The sequence below is a fragment of the Methylobacterium sp. WL1 genome (assembly GCF_008000895.1).
In the GTDB taxonomy this organism is placed as follows: domain Bacteria; phylum Pseudomonadota; class Alphaproteobacteria; order Rhizobiales; family Beijerinckiaceae; genus Methylobacterium.
In genome coordinates, this window is record NZ_CP042823.1 from 5138864 (window position 1) to 5157406 (window position 18543).

21 protein-coding genes and 1 pseudogene are annotated in these 18543 nt (G+C 70.0%); 21 read left to right on the plus strand and 1 reads right to left on the minus strand.

Features of this window, described 5'->3' with window-relative positions:
• The first annotated feature begins 283 nt into the window (after window positions 1-283).
• From FVA80_RS25065 to FVA80_RS25160, 20 genes and pseudogenes are all read left to right on the plus strand, one after another.
• Window positions 284-2167 (plus strand): methanol/ethanol family PQQ-dependent dehydrogenase, encoded by a 1884-nt coding sequence (locus tag FVA80_RS25065; RefSeq protein ID WP_147910869.1) that lies wholly within the window; start codon window positions 284-286, stop codon window positions 2165-2167.
• 112 nt (window positions 2168-2279) lie between these two features.
• Window positions 2280-3185: a methanol oxidation system protein MoxJ gene (gene moxJ, locus FVA80_RS25070; RefSeq protein WP_147908594.1), complete on the plus strand. Its 906-nt coding sequence runs from the start codon at window positions 2280-2282 to the stop codon at window positions 3183-3185.
• Window positions 3186-3274: 89 nt separating this feature from the next.
• Window positions 3275-3841: a cytochrome c(L), periplasmic gene (gene moxG / locus FVA80_RS25075; protein WP_147897891.1), complete on the plus strand. Its 567-nt coding sequence runs from the start codon at window positions 3275-3277 to the stop codon at window positions 3839-3841.
• Between the two features lie 86 nt (window positions 3842-3927).
• Window positions 3928-4224, plus strand: a complete 297-nt coding sequence (locus FVA80_RS25080) for a methanol dehydrogenase [cytochrome c] subunit (protein ID WP_187193507.1) — start codon at window positions 3928-3930, stop codon at window positions 4222-4224.
• Window positions 4225-4495: 271 nt separating this feature from the next.
• The gene (locus FVA80_RS25085) at window positions 4496-5527 is read left to right on the plus strand and encodes a MoxR family ATPase (protein WP_147908593.1); all 1032 of its coding nucleotides are present in this window, start codon (window positions 4496-4498) and stop codon (window positions 5525-5527) included.
• Window positions 5524-6381, plus strand: a complete 858-nt coding sequence (locus FVA80_RS25090) for a DUF58 domain-containing protein (protein ID WP_147908592.1) — start codon at window positions 5524-5526, stop codon at window positions 6379-6381. The genes FVA80_RS25085 and FVA80_RS25090 overlap by 4 nt, the downstream gene beginning before the upstream one ends.
• A gap of 148 nt (window positions 6382-6529) precedes the next feature.
• Window positions 6530-7423 (plus strand): nonribosomal peptide synthetase MxaA, encoded by an 894-nt coding sequence (locus tag FVA80_RS25095; RefSeq protein WP_147908591.1) that lies wholly within the window; start codon window positions 6530-6532, stop codon window positions 7421-7423.
• Between the two features lie 71 nt (window positions 7424-7494).
• Window positions 7495-8478 (plus strand): vWA domain-containing protein, encoded by a 984-nt coding sequence (locus FVA80_RS25100; protein WP_246692131.1) that lies wholly within the window; start codon window positions 7495-7497, stop codon window positions 8476-8478.
• Entirely contained in the window at window positions 8478-9062 is a 585-nt protein-coding gene (locus tag FVA80_RS25105; RefSeq protein WP_147908598.1) for an MxaK protein, read from the plus strand. The genes FVA80_RS25100 and FVA80_RS25105 overlap by 1 nt, the downstream gene beginning before the upstream one ends.
• Window positions 9059-10104, plus strand: a pseudogene (locus tag FVA80_RS25110) (vWA domain-containing protein). Before FVA80_RS25105 ends, FVA80_RS25110 begins: the two are co-directional and overlap by 4 nt.
• Before the next feature lie 2 nt (window positions 10105-10106).
• A complete protein-coding gene (locus FVA80_RS25115) occupies window positions 10107-10640 on the plus strand; it encodes an SRPBCC family protein (protein ID WP_147908588.1) in 534 nt (177 codons plus the stop codon).
• Complete coding sequence (locus FVA80_RS25120; protein ID WP_147908587.1) at window positions 10637-11602, plus strand: YncE family protein; 966 nt, start codon at window positions 10637-10639, stop codon at window positions 11600-11602. Before FVA80_RS25115 ends, FVA80_RS25120 begins: the two co-directional genes overlap by 4 nt.
• Entirely contained in the window at window positions 11599-12135 is a 537-nt protein-coding gene (locus FVA80_RS25125; protein WP_147908586.1) for an MxaH protein, read from the plus strand. The genes FVA80_RS25120 and FVA80_RS25125 overlap by 4 nt, the downstream gene beginning before the upstream one ends.
• A complete protein-coding gene (locus FVA80_RS25130; RefSeq protein WP_147908585.1) occupies window positions 12132-12818 on the plus strand; it encodes a response regulator transcription factor in 687 nt (228 codons plus the stop codon). Before FVA80_RS25125 ends, FVA80_RS25130 begins: the two co-directional genes overlap by 4 nt.
• A gap of 417 nt (window positions 12819-13235) precedes the next feature.
• Window positions 13236-13748 (plus strand): DUF1440 domain-containing protein, encoded by a 513-nt coding sequence (locus FVA80_RS25135; RefSeq protein ID WP_147908584.1) that lies wholly within the window; start codon window positions 13236-13238, stop codon window positions 13746-13748.
• Between the two features lie 505 nt (window positions 13749-14253).
• Window positions 14254-14862 (plus strand): PAS domain-containing protein, encoded by a 609-nt coding sequence (locus FVA80_RS25140; protein WP_147908583.1) that lies wholly within the window; start codon window positions 14254-14256, stop codon window positions 14860-14862.
• 93 nt (window positions 14863-14955) lie between these two features.
• A complete protein-coding gene (locus FVA80_RS25145) occupies window positions 14956-15180 on the plus strand; it encodes a hypothetical protein (RefSeq protein WP_147908582.1) in 225 nt (74 codons plus the stop codon).
• A gap of 213 nt (window positions 15181-15393) precedes the next feature.
• Window positions 15394-15777, plus strand: coding sequence for a hypothetical protein (locus FVA80_RS25150; RefSeq protein ID WP_147908581.1), 384 nt, complete (start codon window positions 15394-15396; stop codon window positions 15775-15777).
• 38 nt (window positions 15778-15815) lie between these two features.
• Entirely contained in the window at window positions 15816-16463 is a 648-nt protein-coding gene (locus FVA80_RS25155; RefSeq protein WP_147908580.1) for a hypothetical protein, read from the plus strand.
• Between the two features lie 561 nt (window positions 16464-17024).
• Window positions 17025-17483, plus strand: coding sequence for a MucR family transcriptional regulator (locus FVA80_RS25160; RefSeq protein ID WP_147908579.1), 459 nt, complete (start codon window positions 17025-17027; stop codon window positions 17481-17483).
• 38 nt (window positions 17484-17521) lie between these two features.
• Here FVA80_RS25160 and FVA80_RS25165 read toward each other — a convergent pair whose 3' ends face one another.
• The gene (locus tag FVA80_RS25165; RefSeq protein ID WP_147908578.1) at window positions 17522-18052 is read right to left on the minus strand and encodes a hypothetical protein; all 531 of its coding nucleotides are present in this window, start codon (window positions 18050-18052) and stop codon (window positions 17522-17524) included.
• Window positions 18053-18249: 197 nt separating this feature from the next.
• Here FVA80_RS25165 and FVA80_RS25170 point away from each other — a divergent pair, with 197 nt between their 5' ends.
• A complete protein-coding gene (locus tag FVA80_RS25170) occupies window positions 18250-18495 on the plus strand; it encodes a hypothetical protein (protein ID WP_147854111.1) in 246 nt (81 codons plus the stop codon).
• The last annotated feature ends 48 nt before the right edge of the window (window positions 18496-18543 follow it).

Consider the following 18543-nt stretch of genomic DNA (forward strand, 5'->3'; position numbering starts at 1 on the left):
GCACCGGGGCGCGGTCAAGCGGGCCGAACGTATTACGACCCTGCCCGACGGCATTGCCAAATTATCCCGACAACAAATGTCAGCTTGCCTGAAGACATCATCGGGCATTGGCGCATAAAACTGAAAGGTGACAAGATCTTAATAAGCAGATCATAAAGGTCGAATGTCTCTAAGTCGCAAATAAAGCTGACTATCAATGCGACCGACCGCGATCGATCTTGCACTGCAACAATCAATAGCCGCGCAGCCCAACGGCGAGGCGGCCTGGCGAGGAGATGCATCCATGAGAAGGCTAGCGAGTTCCGTCTCGGCCCTGGCGATCCTGGCACTGGCGCCGGTCGGCCTTACGAGCGCGGCTTTCGCCAACGACAAGCTCATCGAGCAGTCGAAAAGCGGCGACAACTGGGTGATGCCCGGTAAGAACTACGACTCCGACAATTACAGCGACCTGACGCAGATCAACAAGACGAACGTCAAGCAGCTGAAGCCGGCCTGGACCTTCTCGACCGGCCTGCTCAACGGCCACGAGGGCGCGCCCCTGGTCGTCGACGGGAAGATGTACGTCCACACCTCGTTCCCCAACAACACCTTCGCGCTCGATCTCGACGATCCGGGCAAGATCCTGTGGCAGGACAAGCCGAAGCAGAACCCGGCCGCCCGGTCGGTCGCCTGCTGCGACCTCGTCAACCGCGGGCTGGCCTACTGGCCGGGCGACGGCAAGACGCCGGCGCTGATCCTGAAGACCCTGCTCGACGGCAACGTCATGGCGCTGAACGCGCAGACCGGCGAGACCGTCTGGAAGGTCGAGAACTCCGACATCAAGGTCGGCTCGACGCTGACGATCGCCCCCTACGTGGTGAAGGACAAGGTGATCATCGGCTCCTCGGGCGCCGAGCTCGGCGTGCGCGGCTACCTCACGGCCTACGACGTGAAGACAGGCGCCCAGGTCTGGCGGGCCTACGCGACCGGCCCGGACGAGGACCTGCTGCTCGCCAAGGACTTCAACATCAAGAACGCCCATTACGGCCAGAAGGGCCTGGGCACCTCCACCTGGGAGGGCGACGCCTGGAAGATCGGCGGCGGCACCAACTGGGGCTGGTACGCCTACGATCCGGGCACCAACATGATCTACTTCGGCACCGGAAACCCGGCGCCCTGGAACGAGACCATGCGTCCGGGCGACAACAAGTGGACGATGACGATCTTCGGCCGGGACGTGGACACCGGCGAGGCACATTTCGGCTACCAGAAGACGCCCCACGACGAGTGGGACTATGCCGGCGTCAACGTGATGATGCTGTCCGAGCAGAAGGACAAGGACGGGAAGATGAGGAAGCTCCTCACCCACCCGGACCGCAACGGCATCGTCTACACCCTCGACCGCACGGACGGCTCGCTGGTCACGGCCAACAAGATCGACGACACCGTCAACGTGTTCAAGTCGGTGGACCTGAAGTCCGGCACGCCGGTGCGCGACCCGGAATACGGCACCCGGATGGATCACCTCGCCAAGGACATCTGTCCTTCGGCGATGGGCTACCACAACCAGGGGCACGATTCCTACGACCCGAAGCGCCAAGCCTTCTACATGGGCATCAATCACATCTGCATGGATTGGGAGCCCTTCATGCTGCCCTACCGGGCCGGCCAGTTCTTCGTCGGCGCGACGCTGAACATGTATCCGGGTCCGAAGGGTGACCGGCAGAACTACGAAGGTCTTGGCCAGATCAAGAGCTACAACGCGATCACGGGCAAGTTCAACTGGGAGAAGATGGAGCGCTTCGCGGTCTGGGGCGGCACCACCGCCACCGCCGGGAGCCTCGTCCTGTACGGGACGCTCGATGGCTTCATCAAGGCCCGCGACTCCGACAACGGCGACCTGCTCTGGAAGTTCAAGCTGCCGTCCGGGGCGATCGGCTACCCGATCACCTACACCCACAAGGGCACCCAGTACGTCGCCATCTACTACGGCGTCGGCGGCTGGCCGGGCGTGGGCCTGGTGTTCGACCTGCAGGATCCGACCGCCGGCCTCGGCGCGGTCGGCGCCTTCAAGAAACTCGCCAACTACACCCAGATGGGCGGCGGCGTGGTGGTGTTCTCGCTGGACGGCAAGGGCCCCTACGACGACCCGAACGTCGGCGAGTACGCGCAGCACGCCGCAAAGTGAGCCGCGCCCCGTAGCGCGACCGCTCCGCCGCCCGCTCGGGGCGGCGGAGCCCCCGCCCGCCAAGCGGGCGGAGCCCCCGGCCCGCCCAAGACATGCATTGAGGGATCGAAACATGCCGCTCCTCGGCGGACTCCTTCGCGCGGCGACCTGCGCCGCGGCTCTGCTCGCCCTGGCGATCCCGGCCCAGAACGCCCGGGCTCAGGAATCCGAGGCCCAGGCCATCCAGTCCGCGCCCGGCAAGGCTCCGGTCGCGCCCAAGGCCGACCCGTCCATCCTGCGGATCTGCGCCTCCGAGAAGCAGCCGCCGCTGTCCCTGCGGGACGGCTCCGGGCTCGAGAACCGCGTCGCGGCCGCGGTGGCGGGGGCGATGGGGCGCAAGCCGGTGTTCGTCTGGCTCGACAAGCCGGCGATCTACCTGGTGCGCGACGGGCTGGAGAAGCGGACCTGCGACGTGGTGGTCGGGCTCGACAGCGACGACCCGCGGGTGCTGACCACCAAGCCCTATTACCGCAGCGGCTACGTCTTCATCACCCGCGCCGACAAGGACCTCGACGTGAAGTCGTGGTCGGACCCGCGCCTCAAGACGGTCGACCACATGGTCGTCCCGCTGGGCTCGCCGGGCGAGGCGATGCTGAAGGATATCGGCCGCTACGAGGAGGACATGGCCTACCTCTACTCGCTGGTCGGCTTCCGGGCGCCGCGCAACCAGTACACGCAGATCGATCCGGCCCGCATCGTCAGCGAGGTCGCCAACGACAAGGCGGATGTGGGCGTCGCCTTCGCCCCCGACGTGGCCCGCTACGTCAAGGCCTCGACCGTGCCCCTGCGCATGACGCTCGTGCCCAACGACACGGTGAGCAGCGACGGCCGCAAGATGCCGCAGAGCTTCGACCAGTCCATGGGCGTGCGCCGGGACGACACGGCCCTGCGCGACGCCCTCGACGCCGCCATCGTCGCGGCCAAGCCCCGGATCGACGCGATCCTGAAGCAGGAAGGCGTGCCGGTGGCCACCAACTGACCCTCGCCGCGCGGCCGGCGAGCGAGCGCCGCGCGACCCAGTCCCCGTGAAGCGAATGTGAGATGACGAAGACTCCACGTATCCGGTTGATGATCCTGGCCGGCGCCGCCTCGGCGCTCTGCGCGGCCGCCGTGATGGCCCAGCCGCAATCGGGGCCGCAATCCGGCCTGATCTTCCGCAATACCATCACCGGGGAGCCGCTCGACCTCGCCGAGGGCAAGCCGGGCGGGCGCGATACCAAGGCGGTCCAGACCTTCTTCCAGAATGGGAAGAACCTGTACATCGACGACAAGGCGTGCCTGCGCAACGGCGAGAGCCTGTACCTGACCTCCTGCTCCGGCTGCCATGGCCATCTCGCCGAGGGCAAGGTCGGGCCCGGCCTCAACGACAATTACTGGACCTATCCCGCCAACACCGAAGATACCGGCCTGTTCGCGACGATCTGGGGCGGCGCCAACGGCATGATGGGCCCGCACAACGAGGACCTGAACCCCGACGAGGCGCTGCAGGTCATCGCGTGGATCCGGCATCTCTATACCGGCCCGGTCCAGGATGCCGCCTGGCTGACCGACGAGCAAAAGAAACACTACACGCCTTTCAAGGAAGGCGAGACTTTCGCAAAGGACGCCCCCGGCCAGTGCAAGCCGCTGGAGTGAGCGTCCGCGCGGAGCAGCGCCCGGCCGAGCCGGCGCCAAAGAACGGCCCATCGGGCCGCCCTGGGAGCGAACGCAAGGAGTCGACGATGCGCAACAGAATCATGATCACCGCCGCGATGGTGGCCGCGGGGGCGTTCAGTGCCCTGCCGGCGCTGGCCTATGACGGGCAGACCTGCAAGGCGCCGGGCAATTGCTGGGAGCCGAAGCCCGGCTTCCCCGAGAAGGTCGCGGGATCGAAGTACGACCCGAAGCACGACCCCAAGGAAATCGGCAAGCAGGCGGAATCCATCAAGCAGATGGATGAGCGCAACCGCAAGCGCATCGAGAACGCCAAGAAGACCGGCAAGTTCGAGTACGACGTCAGCAAGATCTCTGCGAACTGAGCCGCGACGATCCAAATCTATCCCTCATCCTGAGATGCCCGGCGATCGAAGATCGCCGGGTCACGAAGGAAGGCACCGGAGATCGCAGCGGTTTCCGGAGGGCTCCCTCCTGGCCTTCGCTTCGGGAACGCATCCCAGGATGAGGTCGAGGGTGAAAAGCCGGAGGCCGACAGGCGTCCGGTCCTCGATCTCGCCGCGCGTGGCCGAGCCGGTTGCGCGCCTCACGCCGGTCTCTCCCTGAGGCCCACCACCCTGTCCCGGAACCAGCGCGATGAACACGCTCCATCCCGGCGACGCGACGCTGACCGACTGGCGGGCTTCGGCCGCCCGCTTCGAGGCGGAGGTCGCCAAGGCGGTGGTCGGCCAGGCGCGGGTCATCCGCCTCGTCACCACGGCGATCTTCGCCCGCGGCCACGTCATGCTGGAGGGCGATGTCGGCGTCGGCAAGACCACCCTGCTGCGGGCGGTGGCCCGGGCCCTCGGCGGCGCCTACGAGCGCGTCGAGGGCACGGTCGACATGATGCCGACCGACCTGATCTACCACACCTACCTTGCCGAAGACGGCCGTCCGCGGGTCGAGCCGGGGCCGGTCCTGCGGCAGGCCGAAGACCTGGCGGTGTTCTTCTTCAACGAGATCAACCGGGCGCGCCCGCAGGTCCATGCGCTGCTCCTGCGCATCATGGCGGAGCGCAGCGTCTCGGCCTTCGCCCGGGAGTACCGGTTCCCCAATCTCCAGGTCTTCGCCGACCGCAATCGGGTCGAGCGCGAGGAGACCTTCGAGCTGCCCGCCGCCGCCCGCGACCGCTTCCTGATGGAGATCGGGATGGACGCGCCCCGCGACGCGGAGGCAAGGCGCGCGCTGGTGTTCGATCCGCGCTTCCACGACACCGACCGGCTGATCGGCACGGTGGCCGAGGGCGTGCTCGACCAGGCCCGCCTCGGCGCCATCGCCAGCGCGATCCAGGTGGCGATCCAGGCATCCCCGGAGATCGAGACCTACGTGGTCGGGCTCTGGGACGCGCTCGTGCGCCCGGCAGAGGCCGGGATCCGGCTGTCCGGGATCGACATGACGCGCCTGGTCCAGGGTGGCGCCTCGCCGCGCGGCCTCGCCTTCCTGGTCCGGGCGGCCCGGGTGCGCGCTTGGCTGGAAGGGCGGGACTGGCTGGTGCCGGAGGATGTCCGGGCGGTCTTCCCCGAGGTGATGGCGCACCGCATCTTCCTGGAGCCGGTCCACGAGATGCGCCGTGCCGAGATCGTCCCGGAGCTGTGCCGGGCGGTGTTCGAGACGGTGCCGGCACCATGACCGGGGCGCCCTCGGCCGACATCGTCTACCTGCCGCGCTGGCGCCCGAGGGGGCGTCGCTTCGGGGCGCATCGCGGCCAGGAGGCCGGCGGGCTGGGCACCTTCCGGGACCAGGTTCCGTTCCTCACCCTGCCGGATGCCCGCCGGATCGACCTGCGGGCGAGCCTGCGCGACCCGTTCGAGGGCGTGCATGTCCGGCGCTTCGAGATGCGCAACGCCGTCGAGGTCTGGGCACTGGTGGACCTTTCGGCCTCGATGCGCTTCCGCGGCGCCGGCGACCGCCTCCGTCTCGCGGGGGACCTCTGCGCCGGGCTCGCCGCCTCGACAACCCGGATCGGCGACGGGTTCGGGGTGATCGGGTGCGACCGCGCAATCCGGGCGGACCTCTACCTGCCGGCGACCCGTCGGCGCGGACCGGCCCTCGACATGGCCGGCCGGATCGCCGCGGCACGCTGCGACGCGGCCGGCGCGGAGGGCCTGCTGGAGGCCGCCCGCCTTCTGTTCGGCCGGCCGCGGCTGGTCTTCCTCGTCTCCGATTTCCGCTGGCCGCAGGCCCTGATCGAGCGGGTCTTCGCGTCGCTCGCCCTCCACGACACGGTCCCGGTCCTGCTCGCCGACAGCGCCGAGGATGCGGGCCTGCCGGATTGGGGGCTCGCCGAACTCGACGACCTCGAAGGCGCCGGCCGCCGCCTCGTGTTCCTGCGCCCGGCCCTGAAGCGACGCTGGATCGCCCGTGAGCAGGCCCGGCGCGAGGCGCTGCGCAGAACCGCCGCGGCGTCCTCGGCGCGGGTGCCGTTCCACCTGGTCGACCGCTTCGACGCCCAGGCGCTGACCCGCCACCTGCTGGCGACCTGAGATGGCTGGCTTTCACGTCGGACGTCCCGGTTTCAAAAGGTCCGAGACCGTTTGCGGGTGCGGGGCAGAGCCCTGCGATCGGGCGAGACCCAAGGCATCAGGGCTCCGCCCCGATACCCCGCCGAAGGGCTTCTCCCTTCGGAAACCCGTGATCTTGGCCTGCTGCGCACTGCTCCTCCTGCTTCGGGCCGGCGCCGCTGGGGCGCAGGTGCGCTCCGTCGAGGTGCGGGTGCCCCGCGCCTTCGGGTATTTCCTGGGCGACCTCGTCCGGGCTCAGGCCGACATCGCGGTCGATCCCGGCTTCACGCTGCAGCGCGCCTCCCTGCCGGCGCCGGGAGCCCTGACCTATTGGCTGGACCTGCGCGACATCACTGTCGAGGAGAGCCCCGGCCGGGTCCGGCTGCATCTCACCTACCAGAATTTCTATGCGGCGCTGGATGCCCGCCAGATCGCGATCCCGGGTTTTTCCGTCTCCCTGGAGAGCGCGGCCGCGGGCGGTACGACCTCCGCCAAGGCCGAGATCCCCGCCTGGTCGCTCGGGGTCTCGCCCCTGCGGGAGGTCCAGCCGGAGAAGCACGACGACCCGGCCGAGTATCTGCGGCCGGACGGGCGCGTCCCCCGGCTGGATCCGCTTCCGGACCTGTGGGCCGCCCTCGCGGCCCTCGGGGCAGCCGTGCTGGCGCTCGCCGCGCTCGGGTACGATCGGGGCTGGTTCGCCCGGCCCGGACGTCCCTTCGCAAAGGCCGCCCGCGGGTTGCGCCGGTTGGGCCGCGAGGGCGCGGACGGTTATCGCGAGGCCCTGCGCCTGGTCCATCGCGGCCTCGACGAGACCGACGGACGCCGGGTCCTGGCCGACGATCTCCCGGCCTTCCTCGACCGGCATCCGGCCTTCCGCCGGGAGGAGCCCGCGCTGGCCCGGTTCTTCGACGCCTCCCGCCGGGCCTTCTTCGGCCGCGAACTCGAGGCGGCCCGGGCGCGCCTGCCCTGGGCCGAGGTCGAGGCCGGCCTGCGCCGGCTCGCCGCCGCCGAGCGGGAGGCCTGACGCGATGCCGTTCGGATCGCTTCCGCTCGGGCCGTGTCGCCCGCCTGGCTGTATTGCTGCCGCTCGCGCTCGTGCCGCCTCGCCCGGGCGGCGGCGGGTTCCGTTTCGCGCTCGCGGCGGCGCCCGCCGATGCGCCGTCCCGCTGGATCGCCCGGCTGCGTGGGCGCCGGCATGCCGCCATCGCGAGCCTGGTCGTGGCGGTCGCCGGTCCCTATGGCGCCGGCGCGCCGGTGACCCGCATCGGCATCGGCGCCCAGATCTCGATGCTGATCGACCGCTCCGGCAGCATGAACGAGACCTTCGCGGGGCGGCAGCCCTCGGGCGCGGAGGAGTCGAAGGCCGCCGCGTCCCGGCGCCTGCTGGCGGATTTCGTCGGCGCCCGGGCGCACGACCTGTTCGCCGTCACGGCCTTCTCGACCGCGCCGATGCTGGTGATGCCGATGACCGACCGGCACGCCGCCGTCCGTGCCGCCATCGCGGCGATCGACCGGCCCGGCCTCGACTACACCAACGTCGCCCGCGGCCTCGCCATGGCGCTGTCGCAATTCGCTCCGGACAGCAGCGGCTCCCGCGTCCTGCTGTTCATCTCCGACGGCGCCGCGGTGATCGATCCGCGGGTGCAGGACGCCCTGCGGGCCGCCTTCACCAAGCTGCACCCGAACCTGTACTGGCTGTTCCTGCGCACCAAGGGATCTCCGTCGATCAACGACCGCCCCGCCGGGGAGGATACCCCCCAGGCCGCCCCGGAGCGCCATCTCGACCTGTTCTTCAGGAGCCTCGGCGTGCCCTACCGTGCCTTCGAGGCCGAGGGCGCCCCGACTGTCGCCGCCGCCATCGCGCAGATCGCCGCCCTGGAACGGAACCTGATCCCCTACATCGAGCCCCGGCCCCGTCGCGATCTGACCGGGATCGCCTACGCGATCGCGGGGCTCGGGCTCCTCGTGCTGGTTCTGGCGGCCCTCGCCGAGGCAGACCTCCTCGCCGCACGCTCCCAGGCCCACACCCGTGCCTCGCCGGAGCAGCGGGCGGATCTGGATCTGAGGAGGGCGGCGTGATGCGCCCGACCGGGACGGCGCAGCGGCTCTGGGGCCGGATCCGGCCGCGGCTCCTCGTGAGCCTGCCGGTGCTGCTCGGCCTCGCGGCGCTGGGCTTCGGCGGGTCCGCCTGGCTGGCGGATGCCGCCAACCGGAGCATCGCCGCCCTCGATGCCGGCAGGGATCTCGACCCCGGGACCGGGGCGCCGGCGCCGGTCCTGGTGGCGCGGATCGGCTACCTCGCGGGGCACGGGCGCCTGGCGGAAACCGAGCCGCTGGTCGCAGCGCTCGACCGGATGGGCGCGTCCGACGCGGCGTCCCGCGCGCGATACCGGGTCGCCAACGCCCGGATGCGGGAGGCTTTCACGCTCCTGACCCGCGGCGCCATCGACAAGGCCGGCCCGCAGGTGACCCTGGCCCGCCAGGTTTACCGGCGGGCGCTGCGCGACCGGCCGGACTTCTGGGACGCGAAGTTCAACCTCGACGTCGCCTCCCGGCTGATCCGCGACTTCCCGGAATTCGACCGTGCCAGCGGCGACGAGCTGCGCGCCGAGCCGAAACAGATCTGGACCGACATCCCGGGGCAGCCGAGGGGCGGGCCATGAGCCGGGAGATAGAAAGCCGGCGAACCATCCTGGAAAACCTGCCGCTCGCCCGCAATCTGCGTGGGCGCCGCTTCCAGGCGCTGGCCCTCGCGCTCGCGCTGGTGATCGCCGCCCTGGTGGTGCCGGCGCTCCCGGTGACCCGCGCGGGCGTCGCGGTCCTGGCCGTGATGGACATCACCGGCTCGATGAACGTGCGCGACTACACGCGCGACGGCCGCCCGGAGAGCCGTCTGGAGACCGCCAAGGCGGCCCTGCGCCGGATGGTGGCGGACCTGCCCTGCGGCTCGCGGGTGGCGCTGGCGCTGTTCACCGAGCGGCGGCCGTTCCTGCTGTTCACCCCCGTGGAGGTCTGCGCCGACTTCGCGCCGCTGGACGGCGCGCTGGCGGCCATCGACTGGCGGATGGCCTGGGAGGGGGACAGCCGCGTCGCGGCCGGCCTGTACCGGGCGGTCGAGATGGCCGCCGGCCTCGGCGCGGATCTCCTGTTCGTCACCGACGGCCAGGAGACGCCGCCGCTCCCCGGCGGCCGCATCCCGCCCTTCGAGGGCAAGCCCGGTTTGGTGCGGGGCCTGATCGTCGGCGCGGGTGCCTACGGCCTGTCGCCGATCCCACGCTTCGACGAGCGCGGCCGCGAGCGCGGCTTCTACGCCGAGACCGACGTGCAGCAGGAGAACCGGTTCGGTCCCCCGCCGGCCGATGCCGAGTCTCGCGCCGGCTACAATCCGCGCAACGCCCCGTTCGGGGCCGCCGCCGCCGTGGGCAGCGAGCACCTGTCCTCCGTGCGCGAGGACCACCTGAAGCAACTCGCCGCGAGCACGGGCCTGGCCTACGCGCATCTCGACGCGGCGGGCGGGCTCGACCGCCCTGATCGCCGCCGGGACGCCGCGCCCGCTGCCGGGCCGCATCGATCCGCGCCCGTCCTGGCGGCCTCGCGCTCGCCCTCGTGCTCGGCACCCTGCTCGCGGCGCCGCTGCGCAGCCTCCTGCGCCGCGCCGCCGCGTCCCTCTCCACCACCAACCTCATGCGTTTCCGGAAAACCTGACCATGCGTCGCGTCCTCGCCACCCTCGCCATCCTGTTCGCCGCCGGCACGGCCTCGGCCCACGGCCCGACCCCCCAAAAGGTCGATCAGACCATCACGATCCGGGCGACGCCGGACGCGGTCTGGAAGGTGGTCGGGCCGTTCGGCGGCATCGGCGCCTGGCATCCGGACGTGGCCAAGGTCGAGGCCACCGGGGGCGACGGTTCGGGCGGCATCCGCACGGTCACGCTGAAGCGCGGCGGCACCCTGGTCGAGGGCCTCGACGAGTGGAAGGGGGCCGAGCGCACCTATTCCTACCGCATGTCCGACCCCGATCTCGACGCGCTGCCGGTCTCGTCCTACTCGGCGACCGTGACGGTGACGCCGGAAGGCGATGGCGCCAAGGTCGAGTGGATGGGCCGGTTCTACCGGGGCGATACCGGCAACGAGCCGCCCGAGAATCTGAGCGATGCCGCCGGCAAGGAGGCGATGAACCGCTACTTTGCCGAGGGGCTCAAGGGCCTGAAGGCGAAGCTGGAGAGCGGGCCGCAGCGATGAGGCCGGTGCGGCGCCTGATCCTGCTCGCGGGCCTGTCGCTCGCCGCCGGGCCGGCGGCGGCGGACTCGGTCTGGGTCGCGAGCCAGCAGGGCGCCCGCGTCACCCGGGTCGCGGGTCCGGACAGTGCACAACAGGTCGCCCCGGTGGCAACCGCGGTGGCGCCGTCGCCCGCCGCGGTCGCGGCCGGTCCCGGAGGGCAGCTCTATCTCAGCCATCCTGACGGCAAGGCTGTCACGGTGATCGCGCCGGATGGGGTGATGCGGCAATGGCCGGTCTCCGGCCAGGCCTTCGGACTCGCGGCGGACCCGGACGGGCGCAGCCTCTATGTCGGCGACTGGTCCGGCAACCGGGTGCTGCGCCTCTCGGCGCAGACCGGCGCGGTCGAGGCGGAGGTGGCGGTCGGGCACGATCCGGCCGGGCTCACCGTCGGTGGCGCAGGTCGGCTCTACGTGGCCGAGCGCGAGGGCCGGAGCGTCGGCGTGGTCGAGACCGCCGGGATGACCCAGATCGCCGGCATCCCGGTCGGCGACGGGCCCTTCGCCCTGGCCTACGACCCGGTCCGCGACCGGCTCTACGTCGCCAACGTGCGCAGCAACGACCTCAGCGTCATCGACGCCGCAACGCTCAAGCCCGTCGCCACGATACCGGTCGGGGCGAGCCCTTACGGCGTCGCCGTCAGCCCGGACGGGCGCCGGGTGGTCGTCACCAACCAGCATGCCGGCACCGTCTCGATCGTCGATGCCGACGTGCTGGCGGCGGTCGCCACGATTCCGGTGGGCCGCTATCCCGAAGGTGTGGCGATCCTCGGTGGACGCGCCTACGTGGCGAACTGGTTCTCCGACGACGTCTCCGTGGTGGACCTCGCGGCGCTGAAGGAGACCGACCGGATCCCGGTGGCCGAGGGGCCGCGCACCGTGGTGGCGCAGCGTCAGGGGCCTGTCGCCGCAGAGGCCGGCCGGTGAGGCGGGGGCTCGCCAGCCTGGTGGCCGCAAGCCTGGTGGTCGCCGGCCTCGTGCTCGCCGCCTGCGACCGGGCCCAGGAATCGGGATCGGAGGAGGGGCAGGCCGTGGTGGCACGGACCGCGGAGAGCGAGTTGCCGCCCTGGCTGTCCCCCACGGATGGGACGGACCCGGCGCGCTGGCTCGCCGGCCGGGAGGCCGGGCACCCGGTGCCGGCCGGGTCGGAGCCCGTCCGGGTGCTTCAGGATGCGCTGGCGGAAGCCCGGACCGCCTTCATCGAGGATCCGCGCATGATCGCCAACCGCACGGCCCAGCTTGGGCAGATGCTGGCCGAAATCGGCAAGACCGAGCGATACGCTCTGCTGCTGACCGGCTTCAGCGCAGTCGCGGCCCGGCGCGGCCGCCACAAGAGTCTCTACGGAGAGATGTGCCAGCACTACTTCAACACCCGGGCCCGGGGCGTCGACCACGCCGCCGCCCTGGCGCTGCTCGCCGACCGGTTCGCGCCGGGCCTCAATTCCGGGGCGGCGCCATGAGCGCCGCGCCGGGATTCGCTCAACACGCGGCGCGGCCCACCGCCCGGCCGCGCGATCTCCTGATCGTCGACGATCACCCGATCGTCCTCCAGGGCTTCCGGCTCCTGGCCGAGGAAGCCGGGATCGCGCGCGTTCACGAGGCCCGGGACATCGTGGCCGCCTACCGCACGTTCCACCGCCACCGGCCGGCCGTGGTGGTGACCGACCTGAGCTTTCGGGACGACGGGCTGTCCGGCCTGTCGCTGATCCGCCGGATCCGCGCGCTGGAGCCGGGTGCGCGCATCCTCGCGCTCAGCATGCACCGGGACCCGGTCATCGTGGCGCGGGTCCTGGAATGTGGGGCGCTGGGATTCGTCCTGAAGGATACGCCGGCCGCCTCCTTCCTCGATGCGCTGGAGGCGGTCGCCAACGGCCGCTCCTACCTGCCCCACGACATCGCCATCGAGATCGCGATGCTGAATGCCGGTGCGCGCGAGCTGCCGCTGGCGAACCTGACCAGCCGGGAGATGCAGATCCTGGTGCTAATCGGGAAGGGCAAGTCGTACGACGAGATCGCCGAGATCCTGACGCTCAACTACCGCAGCGTCGTGAACGCGACCGCGGCGCTGCGGTGCAAGCTCGGCGTCGGCAGCATGGCCGAGCTCATGCGGATCGCCGCGTCGCAGGCTCGGACCCTGCCCTGAGGGCACCGGGCCGCGGCGCGCGCCCTTCGCTTCGCAGCATCGTTTCCCCGAAAGCCGGCGGCTGCCTCACCGGGTTCATTCTCCAGAGGTCGCGGCGTACGCGGGATCGTGGCTGAAGTCCTGCCTGCTCGCGATATCCTACGTTGTTGATTGCGAGGCGCAGATACTTATCAAGGCGATCCGACGGATGTTCGGGAATGGGTTGGGATTGTTCTGCGATCAAAAGGATAAAAACGCGAACGATCGACCGGGTTCGTGGTGATGCCGGACATCTTACTCTTGTTGGCAGGGCCCACGGGCCGTGAATCATCTCAGGTCGGGCGCGGACTTGCGGACCGCGGCCTGAGTTGTTCCAGCCGGCCCGTTCGATGACGCACGGACAATATGACATCCAAAACCAGTGAGGTGAGATCTGTCATGCGCGTCAACGCGACGGTTGTTCCGAAGCATGCGTTCAGGACGGCGCTGGCCGCCGGGTTCGTGGGCGGAAACCTGTCGAGCTTCGTCAAATGGGGCTCGGAGATCCTGTTCCCGCCCCGAGAGGCCGGCCGTATCGCGCCGCCCTTCGCCATCCTCAAATGGTTCGGCCTCGGCGTCGAGGACATGACCTACACATTCACCGGGCACGTCATCAATTACGGCGGCGCGCTGATGCACCAGGGGTTCTCGATCGTCTTCGGCCTGTTCTACTGCCTCGCCGCCGTCAGCTGTCCGCTCGTGACCCTGGGGCAGGGCCTGGCCTTCGGCGCGATCGTCACCCTCCTGTTTCACGGCATCCTGTTGCCGCTGGGTGGGTGGGGGCCGCCGCTGTGGCAGATCTCCGGCCATGAGGCGTTCTCCGAGGTATTCGGCCACCTGCTCTGGGCTTGGACGATCGAGATCGTCCGGCGCGACAGGATGGGTTCGCGCCCCCGTGCCGTCCGGTCCTGATCCGGACGGGTCGCACAGCGCGAGCGGGGCGCGCCGGCGGATCGTCGCCGACGGCGCGCATCACGGGGAGGCGGGGTCCAGCATCACCCGCAGGCGGGCGACGAAGTAGCGGCGCGCCTCGGGGCTCGCCCGCAACAGGTAGCATCGGACGAGATCCAGGAGGGCTGCGGCGGCCGGATCTTCGTGCGCCCCCCGGCGTCCCGGCGTCCGGCGCCGATGCGAAGAAGCTGGAGACCGGCACGCCCAGCACCCGCGCGATCTCGCCGAGGGAGCTTCCGTGCGGTTCGATGCGGTTCGGCGTACCGGACGGCTTGGAATCGTCACACATGAACGGTCCGGCCCGGTTCGGGCTCTGTCGAGCGAATGGAGCAATGGCTCCAGCTGTTCAACCAGCCTGCGACGCAAATGCATCCCGAGCCGATCATGAAATTTTCGACAGGTTCTCGGATGAAATGGTAATATCCCGCACCAGATTCTCCGGGTGCGGCGAAGCGGGATCAAGACGATGGGACAGCGTTCGAAGACGCCGGTCAACGCGATCGACGGCTTCAGTGAACCGCTCGACCGCCTCCGCGCCGCCCTCGAGGCGTCGTGCGTGGTTGGTGTCTGGGACTGGGACATCGTCCGCAGCACGGTGGTGTATGATGCCGGCGCCGCGCGGTTGCTGGCCGGCGATCCCGCCTTGGCGGATAAGGACCTCGACGGCTTCACCAGCATGGCCGCCGTGCATCCCGCCGATCACGCCTGGCTGCTCGATCACGTCCAGCAGGCGTCGAGGACCGGCGGCCTTGTGGTCGCCGAGTACCGGGTCGTCGCGCAGGACGGCACGGTGCGCTGGCTGCTCAGCCGGGGCCGCACGTTCAAGGACCCGAACGGGCGGGCGGTCCGCTCCCGGGGCATCATCATCGACATCACCGAGATGCATCAGGGCAGCGAGCGCTACGTCTTCAGCAACCTGTCGGCCCCGGTCGATTCGCTGGAGCGGGCGGCCGACCTGGCCATCGAGCTCAAGCGCACCCTCGAATCCGAGACCCCGCCCGAGATCAGGGCCGCCGCGGACGTGCTGCTGATGAGCCTCGGCCGCGCGATCGCGCGAAGCAGCGGGAACCGCTGAGCTGCGCCCATCCCGCCTGCCGTGCACGCGCGCTCGCGGGAACATGCGCCGGCCCTTCCGTCTTGGCCCTCCAGACCCACCTGGGAGGACCGCATGGGACAGGATGTCGAGGCCGCGCGCGAAGCGCTCGGAACGGTACCGCCGGCACGGAAGGCGGACACGGGCAAGGCACCCGACACGGCCGCCGGCGGAAACGGCCCGCACGCGCCGGGGCATCCCGAAGCCCCTGAAGGGGTGGCGCCGGAGAGCGGCGGCTACGACACGCGGCCGCCCGTGCCCCAGCCGGACAACCGCAAGGGCGGCTACGGCACCGGTTGACCGGCACCCCACCCGGTGGCGGCCCCGCTGGTCGCCGCCGGGCCGATGTTCCCTGAGCTGTGCCTTTGTTCAATGGATATTAAGCGACGATTTTTGGGAACAAAACGTGCTGAAGGTTTAAAAAGTAAAGCTTGGTCGGTAGATCCTCGAATAATGGAACGCATCACCTGCCGGGGGGATTGAAGGGGTCCGGAATGATCGACGGAGCCTATCATGCGTACCCCCCTCGCCGCCCTTCTCGTCGCCACGCTGTTCGGATCGAGCGCCCTCGCGCAGACCACCGTGACCGGCACCCCGGCCGCCCCTGACGCGAAGAGCAGCCAGCAATCCGGCGGCCAGGAGAGCGTCACCCGGCCGAACACCGACAAGATGACCCCCAATGGCGGGACTGCCGCCGCCCACGGCGCCGTCCAGCTCGAGAAGGGCGCCAACAGCTTCACCGAGGGTGAGGCTCGCTCGCGGCTCGAGAAGTCCGGCTTCAAGGACGCCAAGAACCTCATGAAGGACGGTGACGGCATCTGGCGCGGCACCGCCATGCATGACGGCAAGCAGGTCAACGTGGGCCTCGATTTCAAGGGCAACGTGTCGGCGCAGTGACGTCCTGACCCTCGCGACCCTCACGAAGGAGATTTTCCATGGCTCAGCAAACCATTACGGCCCTCTACGATCGCTACGAGGATGCCACCGCGGCTGTCGGCAAGCTTGAGGCGGGCGGTATCCCGCACAGCGACATCAGCATCGTCAGCAACAACGAAGGGGACCGCCACGCCGGCCGTACCGCGACCGACGGGACACACGTCAGCGACGACACCAAGGAGAAGGCCAAGGACGGAACGGGAACCGGGGCGACGCTCGGGACCGTGGTCGGCGGCGCAGCCGGCCTCCTGGCCGGTCTTGGGCTGATCGCGATCCCGGGTGTCGGTCCGGTCGTGGCCGCGGGTTGGCTCGTCGCTACCCTGACGGGCGCGGGCGTCGGTGCCGCCGCGGGCGGTCTGGCCGGCGGCCTGACCGGTGCGGGCGTCAGCGAGGCGGATGCCCATGCTTACGGCGAGGGTGTGCGCCGGGGCGGGACGCTCGTTACCGTCCGGGTCGACGAGGCGCGCTCCACCTCGGTGCCGATGGTCATGGATGTCCTGGAGCAGCACGGCTCGGTCGATCTCGACCAGAAGGCCAGCGCTTGGCGTGCCGAGGGCTGGGAGGCTCCGGCCGCCGGCTCGGCGGCAACCGGCGCGACCGACGGTCGGAACCGGGTCCGGTCCTACCGGGGCACGACGAGCCTCTGAGGGGTCCGCAAGCCCGACCCTTTGATCGATGACAGATTCTGGCGGCCGGGACGCATGTCCCGGCCGCTTTGCGTTCCGACCCAGGCCACCGGGCGGTGTCGCCGACAGGGCTGTTTGCCGGGGAGGCTTTCCCCGTCTCCCGCGGATGGACCGATGCTGGAACGCGCCGTTTTTCTCGCAGCGCATGCCCCCGCAAACCGGCGCCCCCGCGAGCGCCAGGGCTGGACACCGGTCGCCGCACGGATTGGCGCGCATCCGGGAACGTCGGGATGGGACCATGACAGGTCCGTGCGACATTGGAGCCCTCGCAGGACGGGGGAGGGCACGCCATGTCTGGAGGGGACATCCGGGTCCGCCGACGCCGAATCCAAGCCCGTTCGGGGCTTCGGCCGGCTGGCCTGAGGGCCGCCACAGCGCCTGTCATTGCCTAAATGTCCCGTGTCGGGGTGACCAAAAAGCGGGCTGTGCCAGCAGAATAGCGTTGAAAGCCGGATTTCTTGTGTTGAATCCCAAGACCGCCCGAAACAACAAGATGGTGACGCAGGTTCAGAGGGGCTGAATATGAACGAGACATCCTATGGGAAATCGTCCAACTTCACCGAGTTGGCCGTTGATCTTGTCGCGGCCTATGTCGCGAACAACCCCGTCCCGACCAGCGAACTGCCGGCCTTGATCGCCCGGGTGTATGGGGCGATCGCCGCCCTGGCATCCGGCACCGTGCCGACCGAGGGCAGCACCGCTGCGCCGGCTGCCGTCGACAGGCCGAGCGCGGCCCAGATCCGCAAGTCGGTCCAGCATGACGGGATCGTCAGCTTCATCGACGGCAAGACCTACAAGACGCTCAAGCGGCACCTGTCGGCTAACGGTCTCAGCCCGCAGAGCTACCGCGAGCGCTACGGCCTCCCCACCGACTACCCGATGGTCGCCCCGAGCTACGCCGAGCAGCGCTCCGCCCTCGCCAAGGCGATCGGTCTGGGCCAGCCCGGCTCGATGGCCAAGCGCAACGGCAAGGCCGCCTGATCGCGACCGGGCGTGCGTCGGACCGCGCGTCCCGGCGGTCAGGACGTCCGTTTGCGTGTGAAGACAAGGACGTTCAGGCATTCCGGCGGGTCTGCGGCGATGCCGAAGGTCAGTTCCCCGCCCCCGGACTCGATCGACACAGAGGTTCGCTCGCCGTACGAGCCGCGCGGCATGGCCGTGATCCGGGTGTCCGGGAAGGCTGTCCGGATCGCGTCGATGGTGAGGCAGGCGGCGGGTTCGAGGTCGAGAACCAGGAGCGGTCCGGCCGCCGGGTCCGCCTCGGCCGTCGGCTCCCGGTAATCGACGTCGCGAACCGGGATCCCAGCGAGCCGGAAGCCCGGTCCCGACCAGAACCTGAAGGGGCCCTCGCTCTCGAGCTTGAGCGTGATGCCGAGCGCGGCCTCGACGGCCGCGCGATGACGGATGGCGTGCACGGTCAGGCGCGCCGCGACCGTGCGGAGCGCCGTCAGGTCTCCCGTCTCGCCCCGCATGGGCGCGCCCCCGGCCACCAGGAGGGCCGCCGGCGCCCCCACGAGACAGCGCCACCGCCGAGATCCGATGGCTTGCATCCGCTCGCCCATCCTGGTCCGCCATCATCCGGTTGAGACGAATTCACACAGGGAATTCGCACGGCCACGGGTGCATCACGACCCCGACGCAACTAGAACATATCATGAACTTCAGGCGATCGCGGGGGCGTCCGGCTGCGCCGGCGCCGCGGCTTCGAACTCTTCAGGAGGGCTGTCGATTGATCGAGGACAGGCCGATGCCGACGCGGCTGTATCGCTTCCATTGCACGGACGGGCATGAGCTGGTGATCGACCTGAAGGGCCGGCGCCTGCCGACGGCGGCTCAGATGCGCGTCCATGCCGAGCGGGTCGCGCTCGGGCTGATGGAGCGGATCGAGCGGTTCGACTGGTCGGCTTGGCAGGTCGAGGTCTACGACGCCAAAGGGCGGCGCGTCTGGATCCGGGCGTTCGTGGACGTGAACGTGGATGTCCAGGCCGCGTGAGGCGTGGGTGCCCAGTGCATCAGGCCGGATACCGGAACCACCACGACG

Coding starts and splice junctions, on each gene's coding strand:
- FVA80_RS25065 (WP_147910869.1), top strand. CDS start 284: ATGAGAAGGCTAGCGAGTTCCGTCTCGGCCCTGGCGATCCTGGCACTG.
- moxJ (WP_147908594.1), top strand. CDS start 2,280: ATGCCGCTCCTCGGCGGACTCCTTCGCGCGGCGACCTGCGCCGCGGCT.
- moxG (WP_147897891.1), top strand. CDS start 3,275: ATGATCCTGGCCGGCGCCGCCTCGGCGCTCTGCGCGGCCGCCGTGATG.
- FVA80_RS25080 (WP_187193507.1), top strand. CDS start 3,928: ATGCGCAACAGAATCATGATCACCGCCGCGATGGTGGCCGCGGGGGCG.
- FVA80_RS25085 (WP_147908593.1), top strand. CDS start 4,496: ATGAACACGCTCCATCCCGGCGACGCGACGCTGACCGACTGGCGGGCT.
- FVA80_RS25090 (WP_147908592.1), top strand. CDS start 5,524: ATGACCGGGGCGCCCTCGGCCGACATCGTCTACCTGCCGCGCTGGCGC.
- FVA80_RS25105 (WP_147908598.1), top strand. CDS start 8,478: ATGCGCCCGACCGGGACGGCGCAGCGGCTCTGGGGCCGGATCCGGCCG.
- FVA80_RS25115 (WP_147908588.1), top strand. CDS start 10,107: ATGCGTCGCGTCCTCGCCACCCTCGCCATCCTGTTCGCCGCCGGCACG.
- FVA80_RS25120 (WP_147908587.1), top strand. CDS start 10,637: ATGAGGCCGGTGCGGCGCCTGATCCTGCTCGCGGGCCTGTCGCTCGCC.
- FVA80_RS25130 (WP_147908585.1), top strand. CDS start 12,132: ATGAGCGCCGCGCCGGGATTCGCTCAACACGCGGCGCGGCCCACCGCC.
- FVA80_RS25135 (WP_147908584.1), top strand. CDS start 13,236: ATGCGCGTCAACGCGACGGTTGTTCCGAAGCATGCGTTCAGGACGGCG.
- FVA80_RS25140 (WP_147908583.1), top strand. CDS start 14,254: ATGGGACAGCGTTCGAAGACGCCGGTCAACGCGATCGACGGCTTCAGT.
- FVA80_RS25145 (WP_147908582.1), top strand. CDS start 14,956: ATGGGACAGGATGTCGAGGCCGCGCGCGAAGCGCTCGGAACGGTACCG.
- FVA80_RS25150 (WP_147908581.1), top strand. CDS start 15,394: ATGCGTACCCCCCTCGCCGCCCTTCTCGTCGCCACGCTGTTCGGATCG.
- FVA80_RS25155 (WP_147908580.1), top strand. CDS start 15,816: ATGGCTCAGCAAACCATTACGGCCCTCTACGATCGCTACGAGGATGCC.
- FVA80_RS25160 (WP_147908579.1), top strand. CDS start 17,025: ATGAACGAGACATCCTATGGGAAATCGTCCAACTTCACCGAGTTGGCC.
- FVA80_RS25165 (WP_147908578.1), bottom strand. CDS start 18,052: ATGCAAGCCATCGGATCTCGGCGGTGGCGCTGTCTCGTGGGGGCGCCG.
- FVA80_RS25170 (WP_147854111.1), top strand. CDS start 18,250: ATGCCGACGCGGCTGTATCGCTTCCATTGCACGGACGGGCATGAGCTG.